This is a genomic window from Asaia lannensis NBRC 102526 (assembly GCF_024054035.1).
Lineage (GTDB): Bacteria > Pseudomonadota > Alphaproteobacteria > Acetobacterales > Acetobacteraceae > Asaia > Asaia lannensis.
The window spans coordinates 327061-351675 of the sequence record NZ_JAMXQU010000003.1; the positions used below are offsets into that span (position 1 = coordinate 327061).

General features: G+C 59.5%; 21 protein-coding genes, 1 tRNA gene and 1 other RNA gene. 11 read left to right on the top strand and 12 right to left on the bottom strand.

Annotated elements, in window-relative coordinates:
• Nucleotides 1-12: 12 nt before the first annotated feature.
• The 3 genes from NF685_RS06340 to NF685_RS06350 form a co-directional block, all read right to left on the bottom strand.
• Nucleotides 13-1005, bottom strand: coding sequence for an alpha/beta hydrolase (locus NF685_RS06340; RefSeq protein WP_252849005.1), 993 nt, complete (start codon nucleotides 1003-1005; stop codon nucleotides 13-15).
• A gap of 49 nt (nucleotides 1006-1054) precedes the next feature.
• Nucleotides 1055-1399: a zinc ribbon domain-containing protein YjdM gene (locus NF685_RS06345; protein ID WP_252849006.1), complete on the bottom strand. Its 345-nt coding sequence runs from the start codon at nucleotides 1397-1399 to the stop codon at nucleotides 1055-1057.
• A 408-nt stretch (nucleotides 1400-1807) separates the two neighbouring features.
• A tRNA-Ser gene (locus NF685_RS06350) sits at nucleotides 1808-1897 on the bottom strand.
• A gap of 347 nt (nucleotides 1898-2244) precedes the next feature.
• On the opposite strand from NF685_RS06350, the gene rplU reads away from it, so the two are divergent.
• The 4 genes from rplU (at nucleotide 2245) to proB (ending at nucleotide 5090) form a co-directional block, all read left to right on the top strand.
• Nucleotides 2245-2559, top strand: coding sequence for a 50S ribosomal protein L21 (gene rplU, locus NF685_RS06355; RefSeq protein ID WP_222547101.1), 315 nt, complete (start codon nucleotides 2245-2247; stop codon nucleotides 2557-2559).
• Between the two features lie 28 nt (nucleotides 2560-2587).
• A complete protein-coding gene (gene rpmA / locus NF685_RS06360) occupies nucleotides 2588-2854 on the top strand; it encodes a 50S ribosomal protein L27 (RefSeq protein WP_222547100.1) in 267 nt (88 codons plus the stop codon).
• Nucleotides 2855-2949: 95 nt separating this feature from the next.
• Nucleotides 2950-3969 (top strand): GTPase ObgE, encoded by a 1020-nt coding sequence (gene obgE, locus NF685_RS06365; protein ID WP_252849007.1) that lies wholly within the window; start codon nucleotides 2950-2952, stop codon nucleotides 3967-3969.
• A complete protein-coding gene (gene proB, locus NF685_RS06370; RefSeq protein ID WP_252849008.1) occupies nucleotides 3966-5090 on the top strand; it encodes a glutamate 5-kinase in 1125 nt (374 codons plus the stop codon). The genes obgE and proB overlap by 4 nt, the downstream gene beginning before the upstream one ends.
• Nucleotides 5091-5264: 174 nt before the next feature.
• On the opposite strand, the gene NF685_RS06375 is transcribed toward proB, so the two are convergent.
• The 8 genes from NF685_RS06375 to NF685_RS06410 all read right to left on the bottom strand — a co-directional run bounded on the left by NF685_RS06375 (nucleotide 5265) and on the right by NF685_RS06410 (nucleotide 15701).
• Entirely contained in the window at nucleotides 5265-7007 is a 1743-nt protein-coding gene (locus tag NF685_RS06375) for a discoidin domain-containing protein (RefSeq protein ID WP_252849009.1), read from the bottom strand.
• Between the two features lie 534 nt (nucleotides 7008-7541).
• Nucleotides 7542-8612: an SDR family NAD(P)-dependent oxidoreductase gene (locus NF685_RS06380; RefSeq protein WP_252849010.1), complete on the bottom strand. Its 1071-nt coding sequence runs from the start codon at nucleotides 8610-8612 to the stop codon at nucleotides 7542-7544.
• Nucleotides 8613-8942: 330 nt separating this feature from the next.
• Nucleotides 8943-9725, bottom strand: a complete 783-nt coding sequence (locus tag NF685_RS06385) for a hypothetical protein (RefSeq protein WP_252849011.1) — start codon at nucleotides 9723-9725, stop codon at nucleotides 8943-8945.
• A gap of 179 nt (nucleotides 9726-9904) precedes the next feature.
• Nucleotides 9905-11149: a histidine-type phosphatase gene (locus tag NF685_RS06390; RefSeq protein WP_252849012.1), complete on the bottom strand. Its 1245-nt coding sequence runs from the start codon at nucleotides 11147-11149 to the stop codon at nucleotides 9905-9907.
• Complete coding sequence (locus tag NF685_RS06395; protein WP_252849013.1) at nucleotides 11146-13743, bottom strand: TonB-dependent receptor domain-containing protein; 2598 nt, start codon at nucleotides 13741-13743, stop codon at nucleotides 11146-11148. Before NF685_RS06395 ends, NF685_RS06390 begins: the two co-directional genes overlap by 4 nt.
• A 91-nt stretch (nucleotides 13744-13834) precedes the next feature.
• Nucleotides 13835-14746 (bottom strand): DUF4880 domain-containing protein, encoded by a 912-nt coding sequence (locus tag NF685_RS06400; RefSeq protein ID WP_252849014.1) that lies wholly within the window; start codon nucleotides 14744-14746, stop codon nucleotides 13835-13837.
• On the bottom strand, nucleotides 14743-15243 hold the full coding sequence (locus tag NF685_RS06405; RefSeq protein ID WP_252849015.1) for an RNA polymerase sigma factor: 501 nt from the start codon (nucleotides 15241-15243) through the stop codon (nucleotides 14743-14745). Before NF685_RS06405 ends, NF685_RS06400 begins: the two co-directional genes overlap by 4 nt.
• A gap of 158 nt (nucleotides 15244-15401) precedes the next feature.
• The gene (locus tag NF685_RS06410; protein ID WP_051395789.1) at nucleotides 15402-15701 is read right to left on the bottom strand and encodes a DUF2312 domain-containing protein; all 300 of its coding nucleotides are present in this window, start codon (nucleotides 15699-15701) and stop codon (nucleotides 15402-15404) included.
• Nucleotides 15702-15956: 255 nt separating this feature from the next.
• Between NF685_RS06410 and zwf the strand changes: the two genes are divergently transcribed.
• Nucleotides 15957-17426, top strand: coding sequence for a glucose-6-phosphate dehydrogenase (gene zwf / locus NF685_RS06415; RefSeq protein WP_252849016.1), 1470 nt, complete (start codon nucleotides 15957-15959; stop codon nucleotides 17424-17426).
• Between the two features lie 9 nt (nucleotides 17427-17435).
• Entirely contained in the window at nucleotides 17436-17909 is a 474-nt protein-coding gene (locus NF685_RS06420; RefSeq protein WP_222547090.1) for a hypothetical protein, read from the top strand.
• Nucleotides 17910-18037: 128 nt separating this feature from the next.
• Here the strand turns inward: NF685_RS06420 and NF685_RS06425 are convergent, their stop codons facing one another.
• Nucleotides 18038-19030, bottom strand: coding sequence for an alpha/beta hydrolase (locus tag NF685_RS06425; RefSeq protein ID WP_252849017.1), 993 nt, complete (start codon nucleotides 19028-19030; stop codon nucleotides 18038-18040).
• 78 nt (nucleotides 19031-19108) lie between these two features.
• Here NF685_RS06425 and rnpB point away from each other — a divergent pair.
• From rnpB to NF685_RS06450, 5 genes are all read left to right on the top strand, one after another.
• Nucleotides 19109-19506: RNase P RNA component class A (gene rnpB / locus NF685_RS06430), an RNA gene on the top strand.
• 505 nt (nucleotides 19507-20011) lie between these two features.
• Nucleotides 20012-20479: a division/cell wall cluster transcriptional repressor MraZ gene (gene mraZ, locus NF685_RS06435; RefSeq protein ID WP_222547088.1), complete on the top strand. Its 468-nt coding sequence runs from the start codon at nucleotides 20012-20014 to the stop codon at nucleotides 20477-20479.
• Nucleotides 20476-21477, top strand: coding sequence for a 16S rRNA (cytosine(1402)-N(4))-methyltransferase RsmH (gene rsmH / locus NF685_RS06440; RefSeq protein ID WP_252849018.1), 1002 nt, complete (start codon nucleotides 20476-20478; stop codon nucleotides 21475-21477). The genes mraZ and rsmH overlap by 4 nt, the downstream gene beginning before the upstream one ends.
• The gene (ftsL, locus tag NF685_RS06445) at nucleotides 21474-22493 is read left to right on the top strand and encodes a cell division protein FtsL (RefSeq protein WP_252849019.1); all 1020 of its coding nucleotides are present in this window, start codon (nucleotides 21474-21476) and stop codon (nucleotides 22491-22493) included. The genes rsmH and ftsL overlap by 4 nt, the downstream gene beginning before the upstream one ends.
• Nucleotides 22494-22636: 143 nt before the next feature.
• Nucleotides 22637-24613 carry a peptidoglycan D,D-transpeptidase FtsI family protein gene (locus tag NF685_RS06450; RefSeq protein WP_373317819.1) on the top strand — a complete coding sequence of 659 codons (1977 nt, stop codon included), beginning with the start codon at nucleotides 22637-22639 and terminating at the stop codon, nucleotides 24611-24613.
• Nucleotides 24614-24615: the final 2 nt, after the last annotated feature.

Consider the following 24615-nt stretch of genomic DNA (forward strand, 5'->3'; position numbering starts at 1 on the left):
CGGGAGTACCCGTCAAATCAGGAAGCGGTCCCCGAGCCATGCCTCATACCAATGTGGCCAGAGCGATGTCACCTTGCTTGGCTCACCCATACCAAAGCCATGCCCACCGCTAGGCAATCGATGATAATCGACCGGCGTTCCTATTGCTGTACAGGTCCGCGCCATCAGCGCAGCGTTATACGGGTTGGCAATTCGGTCGTTATCGGCTTGGGTAAGAAAAACCGGCGGATAGCCGAGGCCGACATGGGTTTGCACCGACCACAGTGCTGCATCCTGCGCATTGGCATTCGACCCGACGAGGTCGCGGTGGGTCGCCGTGTGATCATAAGGTTTTTCGAGCGTGATTACCGGATAGATCAGCGCGGCACCGACTGGCCTTACGCCGGAGGAGAGATCCGCCCTGGCTACGACAGAATCGGCATAAGGCCCCGACCCTGGCCAGGACGTTGCGGTCATTCCCATCAGATGCCCCCCTGCCGAGAAGCCCAGAAGCGTAACGCGTGCAGGGTCGATCCCCCAGCCATAGGCGTGATGCCCGATAATGGCGAGCGCACGCCTTGCGTCCTGCAAGGGCGCGACCGGCCCTTCGGCCCACCCCTCTGCCGGAAGTCGGTAAACAAGCACAAAAGCCGTTATCCCGCGTGCTGTCAGCCAGCGCGCAGCAGGATAGGCTTCTCTCTGCATGCCGATACGCTGATACCCCCCACCGGCTGCAATCAGGACCGCGCTCCCATTGGGACGAGCAGGTCGAAACACTTCAAGACGGGGTTCGGTAATATTGTACAGCGCACCCCTGGCCGTCGCCTGCTCAGGCCCGCTTGGGCCACCGCCGCCCGGAGGTGTCTGCGCCCAGAGCGCGATCTGTTCGGGCGCATCGGAGCGGGACGGCCCATGGCAACCCGCAAGCATCGCCGCGGAAACCATAAGAGACGAGGAGAGGATTGTGCGACGTGTCAGTCGGGTCCGGGGATGCAGCATCGCGTGATCGCCGGAACCACCTGACATCGCCGTCTCACCCTTTCTTCTCTCGCCGTCTCTCAGGCATTGTCGTTTCTCATGCCTTGCGGACGAACTCGGACTTGAGATTCATACTGCCGACCCCGGGGATCTTGCATGAGAGATTGTGCCCATCGCTCGCGTCGACAAGACGGATACCCTTGATTTTGGTTCCGCCCTTGATGACCGAAGACGATCCCTTGACCTTGAGATCCTTGATGACGGTCACACTGTCGCCATCCGACAGGATCGTTCCATTGGCGTCCCGAACGACCTCATCCTCTTCCGATACCGGCGCCGTCGCGGTCACACTCCATTCAAGGGCGCATTCCGGGCAGATCCACAAGGCACCGTCCTGATAGATGTGTTCGCTACCGCATTGCGGGCAAAGGTCGTTTTGCACGATCTTGATCCTGTTCCTGTTGTTGATGCCCCGATCCGGGCCTGCTTGAATGCTGCCTTCTCTAATGCATCCACCTTGAATATGGAAACCTCGTCGCCGGGCTCCCTGCAAAGCGGGCATCGCGTTACGTGGCGTAACGGGGCGGGGCGTAACGGGGCGGGACGTAATGGGGCCACTCCGGCGCAGGACTACCGACACCAACCCGTTGGGCGCGCTGATTGCTTTGGTACGGTGATACGCGGGTGAAACTGGCGCAGCGTGTCCCCAGGATATTGTCAGCGAAAATGGCACGGCAAACGTAGAGACCGCCCCGAAAAGACGGAACGAGTCCGGGATCGGGCTGAATAGCGCTGATTTCTGGGATGGTTTCGGACCCGCCTGCCCTTGCAGGGGCATCATTATGGGGTCTGGCGGAGAGGGTGGGATTCGAACCCACGGTGCCCGTGAAGGCACAACGGTTTTCGAGACCGTCCCAATCGACCACTCTGGCACCTCTCCGTAGCAGGATAACCTGGTCGTGGGCGGCTTATAGGGGCGAGATTGCCCCCTGCGCAAGAGGGGCAGCAGAATTTTTTATCGTATTTTTCGGCCCCTCCCGCATGCCATCCCTGCCCTGTAATCTGGGCCATCGCGAAAGACCTTCTTGCGGAACCATCTTTTAGAGGTCTGGTCGCGCGATAATTATTGACGGCTGCGCCCTGCCTCCTGTAGTGAGCCCCCCTCGCGGGAGTGCGCGCAGTCACATGTGTGCGGGCCTGCCAATAATAAAAAGCGACTGGGCAATGCCGACTGGGGGAAAACCCCGGCAAAATTGCCAAGAGATCGGACTGATAGAGAGTTTAGACATGTTCGCAGTCATCCGCACAGGCGGAAAGCAGTATCGCGTGGCCCCGCAGGTCACACTGAAGGTTGAGAAGCTCGAAGCCGAAGCCGGTTCGACCATCACCTTCTCTGACGTTCTTGCAGTCGGTTCCGACGCAGGCATCAAGATCGGCGCTCCGCTGGTCGCTGGAGCCACCGTCACGGCAACCGTGATCGCCCAGGATCGTCTGGACACGGTCATTATCTTCAAGAAGCGTCGCCGGCAGAACAGCCGCCGCAAGAACGGTCACCGTCAGCATGTGACCGTCCTGCGCATCGACGCGATCAACGCAGCGTAACTGACGCTAGAGAGAAGGAGAGACCTCCATGGCACAAAAAAAGGCAGGCGGTTCGAGCCGTAACGGACGCGACAGTGCTGGCCGCCGTCTCGGCGTCAAGAAGTTCGGTGGCGAAGCCGTCGTTGCTGGCAACATCATCGTCCGTCAGCGCGGCACGAAGATGATGGCCGGTTCGAATGTCGGTGTCGGTCGTGACCACACCCTGTTCGCCCTCGCCGATGGCGCTGTGAAGTTCACGCGCCGCGCCGAAGGCCGCGTCCACGTTTCCGTGACGCTGGCAGAAGCCGCAGAATAAAAGACTGGCCAATACCAGTTGACGGGAGAGGCCGGTCCGCTTGGGCCGGCCTTTCTTGTTTTGAACGATATTGTTGGACGAAGACGAGACAGACCATGAAATTCCTCGACCAGGCCAAGATTTATGTACGCTCCGGCGATGGCGGGGATGGTGTTGTCGCGTTCCGTCGTGAAAAATATGTCGAGTTCGGCGGCCCCGATGGCGGTAACGGCGGACGCGGCGGCGATATCATTTTCCGCGCCGTACCGAACCTGAATACACTGATCGATTTCCGCTACACCCAGCATTTCCGCGCCCGCAAGGGTGGCAACGGTGCAGGGTCCGACCGCACCGGCGCAAAAGCCGAAACCGTGATCATCAATGTGCCCATCGGCACGCAGATTTTCGATGACGATCGCGAGACCATGCTCGCCGACCTCGATGAGGCCGGAAAGGAAGTGCTGCTTTGCAAGGGCGGCGATGGCGGCTTCGGTAACGCCAACTACAAGACCAGCACCAACCGGGCACCACGTCGCGCAGACAAGGGTTGGCCGGGCGAGGAACGCTGGGTCTGGCTGCGCCTGAAGCTGATCGCCGATGTCGGGCTTGTGGGGCTGCCCAATGCCGGCAAATCCACCCTCCTCTCGGTCTGCTCACGCGCCAAGCCCAAAATTGCCGATTATCCCTTCACCACGCTGCATCCGCAGCTCGGTGTGGTGCGTCTCTCCTCGACCGAAGAATTCGTCATTGCCGATATTCCGGGGCTGATCGAAGGGGCCAGCGAAGGCGCAGGTCTGGGTGACCGCTTTCTGGGTCATGTCGAGCGGTGTGCCATGCTGATCCATCTGCTGGACGGCACGGAGAGTCAGCTGGTCAAGAACTACCGCATGATACGCAATGAGCTCGCCGCCTATGACGAGACCCTGGCCGAAAAGCCGGAAATCATTGTGCTGAACAAATGCGATGCCCTGACCAAGACGCAGATCACAGCCAAGACCAAGGCCCTTGCCAAGGCATCCGGTGCCGAGGTGTTCACCTTGTCGGCAGCAACCCATGAAGGACTGGCCGAATTGCTGCGCATCGTGCAGGATCGCGTTACCGAATACCGTCTGGAAGAACGCGAGAGTAATCAGTGACCAATCGACTGGCCGAAGCGCGCTGTGTTGTCATCAAGATCGGCTCTGCCCTTCTTGTCGATGCCAAAAATGCAGCGCTTCGCCATCATTGGCTGAACACGGTCTGCGAGGATATCGCCAGATTGCGACGCCAGGGGACCGACGTGGTCGTCGTGTCATCGGGTGCGATCGCGCTCGCACGCGTGCGCCTGGGCATGGTGGGGAGAAAGCTCCGCCTGGAAGAAAAGCAGGCAGCCGCCAGTGTCGGCCAGATCCAGCTGGCCCAGGCCTGGAGCGCAGCCCTGTCCCTGCAGGACCTCACGGCAGGTCAACTGCTTCTCACCCCCGACGACACTGAAGATCGCGCGCGCCACCTTAATGCACGGGCAACCTTGCGTACCCTGCTCAGCCTGGGCTGCGTGCCGGTCATCAATGAAAACGACGCCATCGCCACAACCGAAATCCGGTTCGGCGACAATGACCGTCTGGCGGCTCGCGTCGCCCAGATGATCGGTGCCGATACACTGATCCTGCTTTCCGATATCGATGGGCTTTATACCGCCGACCCCCGTCTCGATCCGAATGCACAGCACATTCCTGAGGTAACGGCTCTGACAGAGTCGATCATGGCCATGGGCGGCGCCCCACCGCCCGGGTACTCCTCCGGTGGCATGCACACCAAACTCCTCGCCGCACAGATTGCGACACGCGCGGGCGCACGCATGGCCATTGCATCCGGTCTCTCCCCGCATCCGATCAGCCAGTTGCTCGATACGGGGCGCTGCACCTGGTTCCTTGCCGCGGAAGACGCAGGTTCGGCACGCAAACGCTGGCTGGCCAGCGCGCTGGAAACGAAAGGCCGCGTCATTATCGATCGTGGCGCCGTACGCGCCCTTCATAATGGCGGCTCACTGCTCCCGGCAGGGGTACGTCAGGTGGAAGGAACATTCAATCAGGGCGATCTGGTCGTCATTCTCGACGAAGACGGCCACGAACTCGGTCGCGGCCTCACGGCTTACGACGCTTCCGAATCACGCCTGATTGCCGGCCACCGCTCGGAAGACATCACGGCATGTCTCGGTCATTCCGGCCGGGACGAGCTGATCCACCGCGACGATCTGGTGCTGATCCGTCAACGGTAGGCCGGTTTCGTTTTTTAGTGGCTGATTACCCTGATATACTGGGAGAGACTGCTACAGGTGCGGGTTCTGCCACCATGGTTAAGCGATAAACGCCGCCTGGTGGCATATCTCACGACAAAACCTTAGTCCTGATTATATGGACTGGAGCGCGAGCGGTCCTGCAGCCAACATTTTTTAACCCTCATCCGAGACCATGACAGGCATCCGTACACCCAGCACCTCTATCTTCTGAAAATGCAGGTAATCCTCGGAGGAGAGACGAATTCGAAGCTTCGTAATCTCTCGTCTCTTTTTCGGTCTCCAGACATAGGGCTCACCATTCAGGTCCCCGAACGGTTTACCATCAGATTTGCGATGTATAACTACCCAACGGCCATTTTCGTGAGATTCGAAAACAAAGCATAGTCCGCGAGATGCCTCGTCTCCGGACCTGTTATAGACGTGGATTTCCTCAACAAGGGCATGCGCACCAAGGTCGACCTGCCACCATGGCCTTTTTTCCAGATCGGTGTGAAAAGCATAGGGTCGATATATGCGCGAACTGACCGCGTTTGCCGAATCTTCCTCAGGCGTCTTGCCTATCGAGTATTTACAAATCGAACTCTGGCTAGTTGGTCGTTCGAGGGCCAGGTCGATACACTCAGGACTCGGCAAAATCTCCGACCCTGGAAGACCTGACCCTATACGTCCAAATACTTCTATTTTCTGATAGTGCAGATAATCCTCATGCAGGAGTGATCGTACCCTGATCTCTCTCGTGCGGATGGGTTGCTCAGGTCTCCAGATGAACGGCGTTCCATCGATCCCGCCGAAGATAGAGTCGTCGTTTTTTCGAAACACAGATTTCCAACGACCATGCTCACGCACATCGATCGTAAATCTCAATCCACGCTCTGCATGCGTGTCTATACGATTATAGATCCGTATCTCCTCGACTTCGGCGGCATTGTCCAAACTGACCTTCCACCAAGGTCGATTTTCCAGATCGGTATGAAATGCGTAGAACTCCGGGGGAGGATCTAATAGCGCCCTGGCTGAGTCCTCTGCTGTGGTCTTTCCTGCTGAATACTCACAAACCGAACTCTGCTCTGTCGGGCGGCCTTTTGCCAGATCGATTGCACCCTCCGGAGGTCCCGGCAAAGTAACATGCGCGACCCGCAAATGAGCACGCTTCATAGCAGATTCGAATGACCACTCCCGCTCATCCGAACCATATTCCGCGAGAACCGGTGCGAGAGCATCCCTGACAAGGCCGGCGTCGAACTGGATCGAAAAGTCGAGAAACAGATCAAGCAGCTTCGCGAGATAATTCAGATCGTATCCCTTTTTGAGATAGGATGCGACCAGATGACCGGCACCTGCGAGCGTCAGCACGTCATAGCCATGCAGCAGATATTGCCCTGCATGCGCGGCATCCTGCCACTGACGTGCACCATAAATCAGCACTGAACGTGCCTTGGCTGCCTTATCATCAGAGTCGAAGGCCCAGAAAATTGGAGAATGACCGTCTCGGGGCCCCGAGGCGAAATTGCTGAAAGGATAACCGAAGCTATACAATGGGGAGAACGCAAGCGTTCGGTCGATTTTATGACAGAACCTGGGAAATATCAGAGCGCCAGATCCACCCATGGACTCGCCCATGACCGCGATTTTGTCATATTGTCCAGCAATCTCGGCAACTTTTTCGAACATGGCGATCGTCTCTGGCTTTGCAAAGAACGATGCTTCACTATCCAGCACGAAAAGCATAGACACCTTGTACTTACGTAAAGAACCCTTGAATTCCTCAATAGGGCCAGCCAGGCGCGCACCAGCAGAGGCAAATACCACAACTATAGTATCGGCACTCTTTTTATAGTGGGAGAGTGTATACCGCCCGACATGTTCGATGAGGCATTCTGCCTTTTCTGACTTCATAAAATACTTCTCTACCCGAGATATCAGATATCGGTTCACCACCGACATAACCGCTCGACACAATCGACGGGGGTGATCGTTTGCTCAGCATTTCAAGCAACGTATCATCAGGAATACAATCACGCTTTCTCAACGACAGCCTTTATTCACACTTTGATAAAAAAGCGCATCTCCATAACTGCGTAACGATAAGTATCAAAACTCCCCGAACCAGACTAATCGTGGCCGGTCTGCCTGCTTCAATTTTCGAAATTTTGATCATCTCATATCAGGTTGGGCGGAAATCCACTGCCCGAGCAGTTGAATTATTAATGATATATTGTTTTATTTTCCAAAACCATAATAATACGTATTATTAAATACATATTTTCCAACACAACCAATTACGATTATAGGGAATTGAATATCTAGCGCGGACTTAGGCACGCGCCTCTCCAAAGAATGGCCATGGCAGATGTGAAGCTTCGGTAGTCGGCACTTAGCCGGCTCCGCACTCCCGAACAGACTATGCCACGGAAGTGCGGCAATCCATCTTCAGGTCATGAGGGCGCTGTCGCCTCCATTGACTTCGAATTCCGCGCCGGTGGTAAGGGCGGAGGCTTCCGAAGCCAGAAAAACCGCGATCGGGGAAATATCCTCGGGTCGGAGCCAGCCGATGGGTTCGACCTCTGTGCTGGCCCTGTCCCGCCATGCCTGAGCCGGGCTGACGGGGCCCGACACCTTGTGGTGCACCTGCTGTTCAATGGCGGCAAGACGCTCCGGGTTCAGCGTCAATGCTGTGCCGACCAGTCCCGGAATAATGGCATTGACCGTCATGCCGTAAGGCGCGAACTCCATGGCGGCCGATTTCATCAGGCCGATCAGTCCCCATTTCGAGGCGGAGTAACTCGCGCCGCCCTTCGTACCATGGCGCCCCTGCATGGAGGACACGATCAGCACACGTCCGCCGGGTCTGCCTGTCATATGCGGCACAAAGGCACGCAGGGTGCGCGCTGTACCGTTCAGGTTGTTTTCTATCTGATCGTCCCAGTCGGCATCGTTCATGTCCAGCAGGGGTTTCCAGCCCTGGATTGCCGCATTCGCAACCAGAATATCGATCTTGCCGAATGTTTTCATGACCTGATCAGCGGCCGCACGAAGCTGGCCGATCTGCCTGATGTCGGCCTTGATTGCGAGCGCCCTCCGGCCGAATGAGTGGATCTGTCTGACCGTTTCATCCAGTTCATCGCCAGTTGCAGGTACCGCATCGGCAACCGTGCTGATCGGCCCTGCGATGTCGAGCGCCACGACATCAGCCCCGTTCGCCGCGTATTCGACCGCGATGGCACGCCCTATTCCACGCGCTGCTCCCGTTACCACGGCAACACGCCCTGCAAGCTGGGACCCACGCCCCGGCTTGATCGCTCCGGCGCTGTAGGCCGGAGGAACCTGCGGCAAGGCATCACCGCCATCATCGTTCACGGCGGTTGCATTCGCACGGGTCGCTGTCGTGAAGAGAGCGGCCCCACCCGCCAGTCCTGCGGCCAGCAACGAACGCCGCGCATAGCCCTGACGCGTTGAAAAGTGATCTGCCGGGAGATTTCGGGGGGTCTGTGTACCAGACATGATCGTCGTTCCTTGTTCCTGCATGATGCAGGCAAGGGACATAATACGACACAAAGCAAACAGGATAGCGCCTCTGCAAAGTCATCGTTGCAGAACAGAAATCTCCCGGCAGATTTCGGATAGTCCGGCGCCTGTTTCTCCCTTGATTTTACGACGTTCCGGGAGACATATTTCCGATTTCTAAATTATATTTTGCAACCTGCACATTGGAGTTACCGGCGTGATACCGCCAGACTTTGTCCCGATATATGGGGATTACATGCCAAGATCTCTCCCAACCAGCAGCACCGGGGCGCCGAGACCTGAACTACGTTCCAGCCCCCTTCCCTCTCAGGGGCGGGGCGGCCATCGCAAGGTAGGCTCCGAGCGCATGCGACGGGCTCCGGCCTCCTCGGCATTGCGCAGCTTTTCGGCCTCGGCCCCTGCCCCGCGTGGCGCCATTTCCTGACGATGGTCTCTCAGCCGCCAGGCCTCGTCATTGCTTTGGCGCGACGCCTGCTGGGCAGCGGGAGACGCCGAGGGATTGCCCGAGGGCGGCATGGGCGGCCGCGGGGCCTCGCGCGAAGGTGGCGGTTCGAAATGCGTCGGGCGAAGAATGCGTTCGATATTTTCCTGCGCACCCGATTCCGCATAGCTGTAATCATCCCGCGCCGGAGGGGGAGAAACGGGTCGCTCACGGCGCTCCTCAACCACAGGCTCACGCGTACCAGCTGACGGGCGCGAAGCTGGATCGTGCCTGGGAGTCTCATTTACCGGAACAGCTCGCGCGGTCGTCTGGCGCGCCGCCTGCGCGGACCATGGCATGGGTTCTGCGCTCCTGACCGGTTCGACAGGGCGCACGGTGGCCTCGACACTGGTCTGCGACGCACGGCGTGGCGGCGCGTAGATCGGCTCGCCCGATGGCCCTGTCTCTCCCGCCCCCTGCGCAAGACGCATGGCGATAATGCGCAATTCGGCTCGCACCTCGTTCAGCTGGAGTTCGACCTCCTCAAGGCGCGGCTTCACGCCGAAAATCGAGAACGGCATGAGAATGAACATCAGCCCAAGACCAAGCAGGATAAACCCGGTCAGAAACTGCATCCAGAGTGGCAGGGAGAGAAGAGCGCTCGTCATGATCTGCGATCTATGCGAATTTCACCGACTCCGCCAAGAGCGATCTTGGTGCTTCGACCCTTCACGATAGAGAAAAAGCGTTCACGACACGTTCTGTATCGAAAAGCGTGGCGTCTGCGCGCCTGTTCATGCCGTGAACGGGTCACACCTCCAGCAGTTCGGAGCCCCATCGCTCGATCCTATCGGGATGGCACCTGTGTGACATCCTGAGGTGGGTTCGGGTTTCCCTGACCGGCGCGCAGCGATGCGAGAGACTGATGAAAAACCCGTGCGCGATAGACAATCTCTCCATCGGGCTTCTGCCAGCGTTCGAAGGCCAGCGTCGTGTCCGGGGCCGTGCGATCGGGCTGGTCGCTGAAGCGCCAGTCGATCCCGTAGTGACCCGCCAGCGCATCGAGGGTCGTGTCATGCCCGGCAAAAGCCAGCACGCGCGTCTCGCGCCTCACCGGCGTGCCATCACCGAGCGCAATATCCCGCCCTGCCAAAAAGGCTTCTATCATGCCCACCATCACACGGGATTTTTCTTCAATCAGCACACCGTGACGGCGTGTCAGATCCGAGAAGTAATCATGAACGGGAACGACCGTGAACAGCAGCCCCGGCTCGATCTGACCCAGCCATCCATGCCTCGTGCTCTCAAGGCCCTCGACGTAAACCAGAAGCAGATTTTCAGCGACCGAGGCCGCACGCGCCGCACCACCCAAAACCATCGGGCGTTCCCTGTTCTCCGAGAGGGCGAGCTGTGCCGTGTAGCAGGGCCGGTCTTTCACCTGACAGCCCTGCGGTGCGATCGTTGCCTGAAGCGCCCGAAGCCCCTCGATGACGCTGGGCGGACGCGCGCGACGATCCAGTGCCACAATGCGCGCAGTTTCCTCCAGCAGCCTGTCGCGATGGGCTGCGATGAACTCGGGCGTTACCGCGTTGAAAACCGGATCGCGCTGACCCGGCGCCATAGAGCGCGCCCGGAGGCGACGCGTCGATGAGAAAGCATCAGCCATGATCTGACCGCTTTCTCTCGTTCTGTCATCGGCTGAGTCCGCCCAGATAACCGGCTCATCCTTCGTGAGGCAGAATGTACCTGGCAACCTGCACGGGAAATCATAAAAGCGCGCAATATCGCGCATCAATGCATCGAGCGTTTTGCGCCCATAAGGTGTGAGCTGGCCGGAAGCGACGGGCCAGTCGGGCCAGTCCAGACCGGTCTCCTCTTTCAGCGAGGCAGGCTCGTGCGTAGGGCTTCTTATGCCGTGACGCGCCACGAGAACGACACGCTGAAGAACGGCATTCGGACCGGGAGGAGAGGCAGAAAGCGCAATGGGACTACCTGCCCAGGCGCCTGTCGCGCCTGCTACAAGCCCCATAATCACGCAGCAAAGCGCGAGACCACGCGTGAACCCCGTGCGACGCATACGAAAGCGGTTCATGGCAGGGTGACCGTCAGATTGAAGAAAACGCTGCGACCGGCCAGACGCCAGTAGAGCGGAGCGCCATCGGGATAACCTGCGCTGGCTGCCGACTGGTTGCCGGCGAAATCGCTGACAGCCCGGTTATTGAACAGGTTCGAGATCTTCAGGCTAGGCGTCACGTCGCGCATATATCCGCCTAGTTTCTTGAAATGCCAGCCAAGAGCGAGGTCGGCCGTCGTGGTGCTGCCAATACGGTATTGATTGGCAAAAACCGTCTTGCCTGCACTGTCAGTCGTACTGTCGAGCCCCCAGTGATTTCCAACGAATTTGCCGATAATCGAGGCATAAGGCCCCTTATTGTCGTCATAAAGCAGCCCGAAAGAGGCAAGGACATTCGGCGTGGCAGCCACACGGACAGAGCTGTGCTTGTACTGGGCATCGTTCACACTGTAATTGCCGTAAAGCGAGAAGCCCCTGCCTATGGCATACTGCCCCTCGACTTCGAGCCCCTTGTAGATTGCACCACCGCTATTGACTGACGTCGATTGCGTGCCAAAACCCGGCACCCTGATCTGCGCCGAGGCAATATAGTTGGAAAAATCGATGTAATAAGCGTCGAAGGACAGCGTCCAGCGCTTTTGCTGCACCACCGTGCCGACCTGATAGTTCAGTGTGGTTTCAGGGCTGACATTGCCGACATTCTGCGTCTGGAACACGCTCATGGGTGGCGCCAGAAAACCGCGCGCAATCTGCGCATAGGCGCTCCAGCCAGGAAGAATGATCTGGTTTGCCGAAATCGAAGGTTGCCATGAGCTGAATTTCTGTGTGGCGCTGAGCGGGACCTTGGTCGATTTGTTGACCGCGGCATCGTAATCGCGACGGAAATAGGAATATTTGATGCCGGGTTTGATGACCGTGTTCCTGAACGGCTTCCAGTCGAATTCGAGATAGGGCTGAACGGTCGTATTGAAGTCGGAAATATCGTAGCTATAGGCTGAACCGTTCTTGCCGGGCACCATAATGCCGCCTTTGCTGAGGTCGAGCGCATAGGTATAGCGCCTGTCATCCTGCAGATCGGCCCACGCGCCAAGCAGTATATCGCCCTGCGACGTATGAGCCTTGAACGTCAGCGTATCGCCGTAATCGCGAAACTTGGCATCGGCATACTTACCGGGCACGTCGTTTCTGTAGGTGGCCAGCTTCTTGCCGCTGGCAGAATAGAAGGTCACGCCATTCGCTGCCGGATCGTCGGAACTGGCGTCGGTCGATTCCGTGTAATCATGCTCGAAACCGTTCGTATAAAGACGGTTTTCCACCGTGAGCCAGGCTAGGACGCGGCTCTTGATGTCGATGTAATCGAAATCCGCCGTATAGGTACTGGGTTGATAACCGGCATAGCATTGCAGCGCAGGGTTACTGCACAGGCCATAATTCCTGCCGTATTTGCGATACTGTTCCAGCGTTGCGCCCTGGGTCGTATTCTGGTTTTCCCAGTTATAGGTGGTGAGCAGCGTCAATGTGGTGCTCTCTCCAAGCTGGGCCACATCCTTGAAAAGCAGGTTATTGCGTCGCTCGCCCGAGCCGGTCAGATAGCCATCGGTCTCCTCATGTTGCAGGTCGAGCACCATCGAACCGAAACGGGTCTTGCCTGAATCGACCTCCACGCCGCCAGCACGGGTATTGAAACTGCCGTAGGTTCCATAGGGCGTCACGCCGAAGCTCTTGGCTGGATTGCGGGATTCGAACCCTATCGTGCCGCCGAATGTTGCATTGCCTATGGTCGATGCCGTGCCCGGGCCGCGATTGACCTGCACCTGTCCCAGAAAATGCGAAATGAACAGTGACGACGTCGTATGGTGCAGGTCGCTTGCATTGCCGAAAGGAATGCCATCGAACAGCATGTTATACTGCCCGTCCTGAAAGCCGCGCAGGCTCATCGTTTCGGCCTTGCCCATGCCGGGGCCATTCGGGTTCTGGGTCCAGATGCTCGGCTGGAACTTGATGATATCGTCCACACTCGCAAGCGGCACGATATTATTGGTGATAAACCGCTTCTGGATGATCGAGGTCGGCTCGGTGATCGTCAGCGGTACCGTCGAGGGCGCCAGACGCTCTGCCCGACCGATCACCGTAATATGCTCCTGCCCGGTTTTGTCGTCACGCCTGTCATGCGCGAAATTGCTTCCGCGTGCGGCATTGGCAATCACCACGGCACCATCCGGCTGGATATGGGCATTCAACCCGGACCCGCCCAGCAGTTTCTGCAAGGCCTTGTCCAGCGTCAGCCTGCCGCGAAGCGCCGGTGCGTTTTTGCCGCGCACCTGATCGCTTGAAAACAGGATATCCCGCCCTGTCTGACGCGCGAGCCCTGTCAACGCCTCTTCAAGCGATGCAGCTGGCTGATTGAGCGTCATACTCCTGCGCGTGTCGGGATCGTGCAGGCTGGCATCGCCGGGGGCAGCGTTGCGCCCCCCCGGTGCATTGGGCCCACCTGATGGATGGGAGTGTGCAGCCGTCTGCGCAAGACATGATCCGGGAAGGGCTGTCAGTGAAACCAGAACCAGAGCCAGTTTCTGGCGTCGGGCGGGCATTCGGGCGTGGGTACGTCTCATCAGGGCGGGTTCCATCAGGGGCAGATCGATGATCTCTCCCCTGTGGGACGACCGTCCCGCTCAGTCCCTCATCCGTTTCGCCACCGTTTCATCAAAGCTTAACAATTGCGATGCGACGCGGCTCGTAGAGCACCTTCACCGGCATGAGCTGGGATAGTGCATTGAAGAACCGCCTTGGATCGCGGGTATGAAACACACCGCTGATATGCAGCCCGCCCAGTGCAGGCGAAAGCAGTGTCACGGGTCGATCCGTATAGCGTGCCATTTCACTCAGAGCCCGATCGAGCGGCGTGTCGCGAAAAACAACGCGCCCTTCACGCCATGCAAGAATATCGTCCATGCGCACCGACTGGCGCTCGATATGACCCGTCCTGCCATCGACGACGAGTACCTGATTTTCAATGAGCGATAGTACGGGGTAGTGCGGATGCGTCAATCTCAGTCCACCCGCAAGAACCGCAATCTTCATGGCCTGCGGCGCGATATCGATTGCGTAGCGCCCTACCCCGCCTTCAGCGCGCCATGAGCCGCAATGGAAGGTCTGACGTGTAGCAGCGCGCGTGATCGACAACGCATAACGCCCCTCCCCGAACGCGATGGCCCCCTGCGCGGCCGGACCAATGCCGGACGCGCCACTCCCGGGCGCATGCATGAGGGTACTACAGGCATCCATATCGATCTGAATCGCACCGAAAGCGACATGGCGTGTCGCGCCACGCCCTGTCCTGATCGTTACGGCATCGGCACTGCGTGACGTGGTCACAAGCGTCGCACCCAGGGCCGCCATTGCGCCAAGTACCCTGCGGCGCGTCACGGCAGGAGATCGTGGCGCATGATCGAAACTGCCAGATTTCCAGATCCGGGAAACGAGATCATAGGCATGATGATGCGCCTCATCCTGACGCAGCCAATCGGAGAAGCCCTGCCGGTCCTGTGCCGAGCACCGGTCAGATAACAGTCTCGCCTGCCAGCTCGCCGCCTGCTCGATGTGATCCGGGCTCAAGGCGTACGTTCCGTCATCAGCGCAAGCGCCAGATGGGCCAGAGCACGCGCTATGGATTTCTCGACCGTGCTCACACTCAGCGCCATTTTCCCGGCGATCGCGCTATAGGTCAGCCCCTCAAGTCTGTGCATCAGGAAAATACGTGCCGTGCGCTCGTCGAGCATGGCAAAAGCCTTGCGCACACGGCTCAGCTGCTCGCGCCCTAGAAGTATGCGCTCGGGGCCCGGCGATGCGCAAACCGGCTCGGTCCCTGCTTCGTCATCAAGCGACGTGAAGCCGATACGTTTTTCGCGACGGGCGCGATCGATGGCAAGATTGCGTGTAGCGCGCAGAACATAGGCTTCCGGATGGTCGATCCCCTCCAGCCCACGTTCGAAAAGATGCAATAGCGCTGTCTGAAGCAGATCGTCGGTATCGTTCCGACGGCTCTGACGTCGAATACGCTCATGCAGAGACGTCCAGACAGATTGTCCTAAGCACCAGTCTGCCGTCGACATTGCCACCCTGCCAGAAATGAAAATCCGGAAATGCGGTTTTCATATCGGGGGCGATGTACATTGTCAGCGCGGTATACGCGCTGTCTTCAAATCTTCATGGAAACCGCAAGCCTGTCGGAACGGATAGTACACCGCCCCGCAGGCTCTCGGGGCAGCAATTACATGCCCAGGGCACGACGATAGATATCGAGAAGCGTTTCCTGCTCTTCGATCTCGTTCGGCTCTTTCTTGCGCAGCTTGATGATGTTCTTGATTGTTGCCACATCGAAACCGGCAGATTTGGCTTCGCTGAAGATATCCTTGATATCGCCTGCAAGCGCCTTGCGCTCCTCTTCGAGACGCTCGACGCGCTCGATCACGCTACGCAGACGGTCGACGGCAATCCCGCCCACATTCGAGTCAGGATCGGCAGCCTGACGCGCACGGCTGGCGGCGGCTTCGTCGATATCAAAAGGCATGTCGGACATGGAGACCTCGAAAAACGGGGGTTACGCACAGCCCTTGCGGACCGCAACAGCCACAGATGCACCCAGGCGAAGCCCATCGGCATGAGGGGAGAAACGGCGGCTTATCGCGCCGGGACCGGGCGGGTCAACGCCTATTGCACGGGAACCCGGAACCGGTTTCGTGCATTGCCTTGCACTCTTTACCCCATCCGGGCGTGCATGTCATAAGACCGCACTGCCCGCATTCAGAACCGGAGAGCCAGGAAGATGACCCAGTGCCATAAGGTCGCCCCATTCGACTACGTCATTTTCGGCGCCACCGGCGATTTGACGATGCGCAAATTGCTGCCTGCGCTCTATTATCGTCTGACCATGGGACAGGTGCCCGACACGGCCCGTATCATCGGTACGGCACGCTCGCCGCTCAAGCGCAGCGAATACCAGACGCGCGCACGCGATGCGCTCAAGCGTTTCGTCAAGAGCGACGATTTCGACGAGGATACAGTCGATCGTTTTCTCGAAATGGTTCATTACGTCAGCCTCGACGGCTCCAAGCCCGACAGCAACTGGGAAGGCCTACGCGAGGTTCTGAACCACAAGGCCGAAGACCATGTGCGCGTGTTCTACTACGCCACGGCTCCCGATCTTTACGGTGCCATCTCGAAGAACCTGCATCAGGAAGGGCTGATCACGGAAGACAGCCGCGTGGTGCTTGAAAAGCCGATCGGGATCGACCTGAAGACAGCCGACGAGATCAACGAGGCTGTGGGCAAGTATTTCAAGGAAAACTACGTTTTCCGCATCGATCACTATCTGGGCAAGGAAACGGTCCAGAACGTCATTGCCCTGCGCTTTGCAAACCCGCTTTTCGAATCAGTCTGGTCGGCCGAGCACATCGAATCCGTGCAGATCACGGCGGGTGAAGTGGTGGGCGTCGAAGGGCGTGCAGCCTATTACGACAATTCCGGTGCGCTGCGTGACATGGTGCAGAACCATCTGCTGCAGGTGCTTTGCCTCGTGGCCATGGAGAAGCCCAGCTCGCTCCAGGCCGATGACGTGCGCGATGCCAAGGTATCGGTTCTGAAATCCCTCGTGCCGCTCGATTCCAGCACGCTCCCCACGAGCACGGTGCGCGCGCAGTACACGAAGGGCCACATCAAGGGCGCGACGGTCGAAGGATATCTCGAAGAGCTCGGTCATGAGAGCAACACCGAGACCTATGTCGCCCTGCGTGCGGAAATCGATACGCCACGCTGGAAGAACGTGCCGTTCTATATCCGCTCGGCCAAGCGCCTGAAGGCCAAGGTCAGTGAGATCGTTGTGACCTTCAAGCCCTCTGCGACCAATCTGTTCCCGGCCCAGCCGGAAAGGAACGTGCTGGTCATCCGCATCCAGCCGGACGAAGGCGTGTCATGGCGCTTCAACGTCAAGAACCCGATGGACGACGATTTCGGCCTGTGGGAAACGGCGATGGATGTGCATTTCGAACGTGAGTTCGCTGTGCGCTACCCCGATGCCTATGAGCGCCTGCTGCTCGATGCCGTACGTGGCTATCCGGTACTGTTCATCCGTCGCGACGAGGTCGAGGCAGCATGGAAATGGGTCGCACCGGTGATGGATGCCTGGGCGAAAAACGAGGTCCCCATGGCGCATTACGCTGCCGGTAGCTGGGGCCCCGAGGAAGCACGTCAGATGCTCGCCCGCGACGGGCAGGTCTGGCATGAAGATATGGAATAAGGCACTCCATTGGCCTCCGATCCCAAAACAACACCCCCGTCCGGGTCGCCAAGGCTCGGATCGGGTCGTCGCAAGCCACGCACGCTCAAGCAGCATTTGCTGCGCCGCCTGGTCGTGCTGGTTCCTGCCTCGCTTCTGGCCATTCTCGTCATGAAAATGGGATGGCTCGATCAGGCTGCGGACAAGATCCAGTTCGACCGGCTCGCCTGGTTCGACAACACCAAGCTTGTCGAACATCTGCGTGTGATGGTCACACATAATGGCATGACCGATGTGCCCGCCAAATGCCTTGTGCCCATTCTCAACGGAAACGATCCGCCAGAGGCCACACGCATCGACTTCATGGAACGCAGCAATGACGGCTGCCCCGGCAAGCCGGGCACATTCGACAGGCTTTTCACCATCAAGGTAAATCGTGCCGATCGCATGCTTGCCACCGATCAGGGCACGCCAGGTCGCTTCCACGCCATGATGCAGCAGTAACGAACAGCTTCTGCGACAAGCTGAAGGCCGGGCTATATGCCCGGCTTTTTCATGTGCAGGCTCTGCCCCGCCACTTCTCAAACGGCATCGATGGCATAGCGATTACTAAGCAAAGCCGTATTACACCTCTAGCCCTCGGGTTTGCGGTCCCTGTGCCACTGGGCAAACCTGTCCCGCAGAAACTGCCCGCCAACGCGCAGAGCGCTTCGCCCTTCCACAACCAGTGCATAGAAGTTGAGAAACCCGTGGATGGCCGTGCGATAGCAGACGAGCCTCGTCTTCACACCAGCGGCGCGCAGCAGCGTTGCGTAAAGCTCCCCCTCCCCGCGCAACGGATCGAACCCTGCGGTCACGATCATGGCCGGAGGAACATCGGCGAGTTCCGGGGCGAATACCGGCGCGAAATCGGGGTCGAGCATGTCGCGATCGTCACGGATATATTGTCGCCCATACCAGTCGAGCAAACGCGCTGTCAGCATATAGCCCTCGGCATAGGTCGCACGCGAGGCAGGCGACCATAATCCGGAAACGGTCGGGTAATACAGAAGCTGGGCTGCAACATGCGTCATGCCCTGCTCACCCGCACGACGCGCCAGTACGGCCGCCAGATTTCCGCCTGCACTGTCACCGCAGAGAGCGACAGGGAGTCCCAGCCTGCTCGCCTGCTCGTTCAGCCAGACCAGTGCGCCCCAGCCATCGTCCACAGCAGCCGGAAAAGGATGCTCGGGGGCCAGACGGTAATCCAGAGAGAGCACCATCGCGCCGGAAGTGCGGGCAAGCCTGCAGCATATGCCGTGATGCGAGACGAGATCGCAATGCACGAAGCCCCCGCCATGGAGGAACAGAATAATCCCGTTCACCTTGCCTCTGGGGCGATAAAGGCGCGTCATGCGCGTGGTGTCACCGCAGGGCACGCGAAGGCTGCGCCATTTCCTGATCTGGAGGGAGGAAAGCCGCTGGGGGAAACTCGGCATGCCGGTCATGCGACGCAGCGCCGCCAGTGAGTCGGGTGTGAGATGCTCGGGCAAAGGCAACCCATCGCGCCCGTTCGACGCATGTCTGAGCCATTTCAGAAAGAGTCGGTAGAGCAGTCCGGGGCGGGAGACGGGCAGATCGGTCATGAACCCAGCCTATCACGGGAGAGCGAAAACAGGGCAAGCCGCTTGACCCGGTGCCGCGCTTGGGTCAGGTTGCGCCCGTCAGACGGTCGGGCGATCGCTGCTGCGCCGGTGAGAACCGTCGTGATGGAGGAAAGTCCGGGCTCCACGGGAGAACGATGCCGGCTAACGGCCGGCGGGGGTGACCCTAGGGAAAGTGCCACAGAAAACAAACCGCCTGCCAGGCCCTTGGGCTGCAGGCAAGGGTGAAACGGTGCGGTAAGAGCGCACCGCTCCTTCGGTAACGCGGGAGGCAGGGCAAACCCCATCGGGAGCAAGACCGAATAGGAATGGCGGATCCGTCCTTCGGGATGGGATCAGAGGCTCTCCCGCCTTGTCATTCGGGTTGGTTGCGTGAGGCCGGTTGCAAGACCGGTCCCAGAGGAATGATCGCCCCGCCTCAGGGCGGACAGAACCCGGCTTACAGACCGTCTGACATTACCCCCCTTGCAAGAGCGCCTCCTCACAATCTTCACAACAGGTCATCCGGCTCATCGCCTTACGGAAACCTGCGACCGGAGGCCTGCCATGGAAGCGCGATCCGTCGACGAAATCCTGACGGCTGCGGTACTCCAACACGCAGTGATTTCTTTGAAGTCATGCTTGCAAAAAGTACTGTAGCCAACTTGCACGCCGTAATGATGCCCCAATTCTGTCGGCCAATGCCTTAATAAGAACATAACAAAAACCGCAAACTGGCAAATCGAATGTCAACGCGTTTACTGTACGCAAGAACATAATAAGAACATTCGATCCTCGTTCCTCAAAAAAACTTGGATTTTCCGCCATTTTCGGGCGCGAATTGTTTGACGTCCCATGAAATCCCATGATATCCCAAATCTATCCCGAGCGGCATCTGAGACATGACCTCAAATGGCCTGTCCCGTGTCGGGAGCGAAACATCAGCGGCAATTACTCCAGAGAAACGAGGAGGCATCGAACGGCGTGAGTGTGTTTCTTGGCACGCATCAGAACCGTTTCGACGCCAAGGGCCGCGTGTCCATCCCCGCTTCCTTCCGCGCTGCCCTGCGTGCGCAGGCACAACCGGATGAAAGCCTCGTGATTTTGCGCCCTTCCCATCTCCATCCCTGCATCGAAGCCTGGCCCAGCGCCGCCTTTGCCACCTTGGCCGGACCGGTCGACTCCCTGGATATTTTCTCGGACGATCACGACGACCTCGCTGCCAGCCTTTACGCTGATGCCTATCCGATCGACGCAGACAAGGAAGGCCGTATCATCCTTCCCGACGTGCTCAAGCGTCATGCCAATCTTGTCGATGAGATCTCGTTCATGGGTCTGGGTCGTGTTTTCCAGATCTGGGAGCCCGAGGCCGGTGCGAAACGCCGCGAAGACGCTCGCGCCCGCGCGCGGCGCATGACCAGCCGTCCGGCGACCAGCGAGGCCGCATCATGAACGCCGTTCCTTCATTCACCCTGCTCACACGTCACGACCCAGGCCATGTGCCCGTGATGCTGCCTGAAGTGCTCGATGCGCTCGCCCCGCGCGACGGCGGTCGTTATGTCGATGGCACTTTCGGCGGCGGCGGCTATACGCGCGGCATATTCTCGCGCGCGGCCTGTACCGTCTGGGGCATCGACCGCGATCCGACGGCCATCGCCCGCGCATCCGAACTTGCCGCCAGTCTGGTCGAACATGCGCCGGGACGCAGGCTCGTCCCTGTCGCCGGAACATTCGGCGCCATGGCCGACCTCCTGGAAGACGAAGCGCCTTTCGACGGTATCGTGCTCGATATCGGCGTTTCCTCATACCAGATCGATGAGGCCGAACGCGGCTTTTCCTTCCGTCACGACGGGCCGCTCGATATGCGCATGTCGCAATCGGGTCGTTCGGCTGCGGATCTGGTCAACGAGGCCGATGAGGCCGAGCTGGCCGATATCATCTATCACTACGGTGAGGACCGTATGTCGCGCCGCATCGCTGGAGCGATCGTGCGCGCCCGTCACGAGGAGCCCATCCGCACGACGGCACGTCTTGCCGATATCGTGCGCAGCGTGGTCCGTCCCGACAAGTCCGGCATTCATCCTGCCACACGCACCTTCCAGGCGCTTCGCATTGCCGTCAATGACGAGCTGGGCGAGCTTCAGCGCGCGCTCGACGAAGCGCCGTCCCTCCTCGCGGAAGGTGGGAAGCTCGTCGTAGTGACGTTCCATTCGCTTGAAGATCGTCTGGTGAAGCGTGCCTTTGCCCAGGCGGCAGGGCGTGTCAGCCGTCCCTCGCGCCATGAACCCATGGCAGAGCGTTTCGTCACGCCGGACTATGTCCTGCCCCATACCCGCCCTGTTCTCGCCTCCGATGAAGAGATCAGCCGCAATCCCCGTTCGCGCAGTGCCAAGCTGCGCAGCCTGCTCCGTACCGCACCATCAGCCTCTGTTAGGGGGTCTCATTCATGATCCGGCCATTTACGATACTCTGCGCCCTTCTTGCTGGTGGTTCGGGACTGTTTCTTTACACAAAGAAGCATGAAACCACGGTGCTGGATCAGAACATCACCACCATCGTGCAAAAAACCGAGCGCGTGCGTCAGCAGACTGCCATGCTGCGAACGCAGTGGGCATTGCTCAACCAACCAGACAGGCTGAGCGCGCTCTCTACGCGGTTCCTCGGCCAGCTTCACCCCATGGCGCCCTCGCAATATGTGCGTCTGGCCAGCATGATCGAGGCACTGCCCGCCCCCTCGACCAGACCGGCATTCCGTGATCCGCGCGAAAGCCTGAGCATTGCTGTATCGAAGGCGCCACCGGTACAGGCAAACAAGCCTGTCATCACCACCCCGCCTGCGGTGAAGCCGGTCGAGCCCAGAGTCGTTGCACAACCTGCACCCGGCACGCGTGATACGGCTGCTCTTGTGGCTAGTGCCGAGCCGCAGCGTCGTCGCTCTTCCCCGGCGGTTACGACACCTGCCGAGACCGCCATGGCGGCACCGCGTGCGGTTCTGGCCTCGGCCAGTGTGACGCCCCACCCGGTTCGGACATTGCAGAACCCGACGACGCATGCTGCCCGACCTGCAGCTTCCGTCTCGCGTTCCGTTTCCGGACCGACCATCGAGCTGGCCCAGCAGAATGCGCGCACGCATGTGGTGTCGGACGAGCTCGGCCAGTCCGCTCACCGCAATCACCGCTATGACTCAGTGGTTCACGCCACCACGCGTCCGGCCCCTGCGGCCGGCGCGCAGGAACCCGATCTTGCCGTGCGTCTGGCCAGTTTCCGTGGCAATCGCCCCCAGGCGACAGCGGCCACGTCGTGGCGCAGCACCCATGCCGCAGCCTCGGCCCACGCAGCGCGACAGAACACGGCGATTGCCATGCAGTCCCCCAAGCCGCATCATGTACAGAGCGATTCCGGCTCTTCTTCGGCTCTTGCCGGATATGGCGATGCCCTCCCGCCGCCGACGCCGATCGCCAACTGAGCGGAATTATTGAGCGGATATGAAAGCGCCTGAGCATGGCTGGCAGGACACCCCCTCCCTCTAACAGGTCGGGTCAACCAAAAGGCGCTCCGTCACGCGCCGACGGTAAAAGCACAAAAAGGATCCGGGCTTCGCTCGATCAGATGCACACGCGTCTGATCGGTGTCGGGCTCGGCTTTCTCGTTCTGTTCGGACTGGTTGCCGGCAAACTGAGTCTTGCGACCGTCTTCATGCCGATGGCGCCCGAAAAGCGTCAGATAGCCTCGCAGGTCCCGGAGATCCCCAAGAGCGACCCCAAGGGGCAGATCGCCGGCGACTTCTCGCTACCCGATGTGCACCGCGCGAGCATTGTCGACCGTAACGGGCAGACGCTGGCCCTGTCGCTCCCTGTCGCACAGGTCTATGCCAATCCCATGGAGCTGATCGACGCGGCTGATGCGGCGAAAAAGCTCAAGAGCGTCCTGCCGCAGCTCGATGAAGCCGAAACGACGCGGCGTCTCTCCCTGAAAAAGCAGTTCGTCTATATTGCGCGCGATATTTCGCCCGTGCAGGAAATCGCGATCAATAACCTCGGTATCCCGGGTATCTATTTCGAAGCCAGCGAACGCCGCCACTATCCGCTGGGCCGTACTGCTGCACAAATACTCGGTGGCGTGGATATCGACGATCACGGTGTGGCCGGTATCGAACGCTATTTCAACGAGCGCCTGAACAAGGATCGCACGCCGCTGCGTCTGTCGCTCGACGTGCGTATCCAGGCGGTGGCACGCGAAGTCACGCAGGCGGCGATGGATGAATTCCAGGCCATCGGTGCTGCGGCCATCGTGATGGACGTCAATACGGGCGAGATCATTTCCATGGTCAGCCTGCCCGATTACGATGCCAATGATTTCGGTCGCGCGCCTGCCGATGCGCGTTTCAATCGCGCCGTGACCGGCATGTATGAGCCAGGCTCGACATTCAAGCTTCAGACGGCAGCCATGGCTATCGAATATGGCGTCGCCCATATCTGGGACCGGTTCTCGACCATTCCCATCCATATCGGTCGCTTCACCATTTCCGATATCAAGACCGATCATTTCTCGCCGTGGCTTGCCCTGCCCGACGTGCTGGCCAAATCCTCCAACCCTGCGGCGGCGCATATCGCGCTCGATGTCGGCGCCAAGAGGCAGCAGGACTGGTTGCGCACGATGGGGTTCTTCAACCGTGTGCCGATCGAACTACCCGAAGCCGGTCGCCCTATCGTGCCTTCGATAAAGAACTGGGGCATTTCCACCGTCATGACCGTGGGCTTCGGTCATGGTGTGGCAGAACCGCCGCTCTCGATCGTGCGCGGAACGGCCGCGACGGTAAATGGCGGTATCCTGATCAAGCCAACCCTGCTCGCACGCGAGCAGGACGATGCCGCGAAACCCGGTAGCGAGACGCTGCCAGGCACACAGGCCCCGTCGTCGTCACCGGCAGGTGCTCCGGTCGTTCCGGCAGCTTTCAAGCCCGACACGGATGCCGCAGGCGACGCGCCTGCTCCTCCACCCGCGCCTGAGGGGCAGCGCGTCGTTTCCGAGGAAAACTCGGCCCTGATACGCAAGATGCTGCGACTGGACGTGACGCAGGGCACGGCACGCAGCGCCGAAGTGCCCGGCTATTTCGTGGGCGGCAAGACCGGCACGGCCGAAAAGGTCGGCCCGAACGGGCGCTATCTCAAACACGTCAATATTTCGGCCTTTACGTCGATCTTCCCGATGAATGCGCCGCGTTATGCGGTTTACGTCATGCTCGACTCCCCTCATCCCACGCCCAAGACCCATGGCTTCGTGACGTCCGGCTGGAATGCGGCGCCCACAACGGGCAAGCTGATCGCCCGTATCGGCCCCATGCTCGGCCTGTTTCCCGACACCAAGAATGCGGCGCGCATCGATGCCGCGATGGCCATACCGCTCGAGCCCGGCATTCCCCCCGGCAAACGCGCGCTCGGCCCGGGCAACGATCCGGGCGACCCGCGCATTGCCGCGCAGAAGGAAGAAGCCGAGAAAAAAGCGGCCAAGGCTGCCGAAAAGGCTGCGAAGCTTGCGGCCAAGGCCTCTGCGCGTGCCGCGCACCATTCACCCGAACGAGGCTGAAC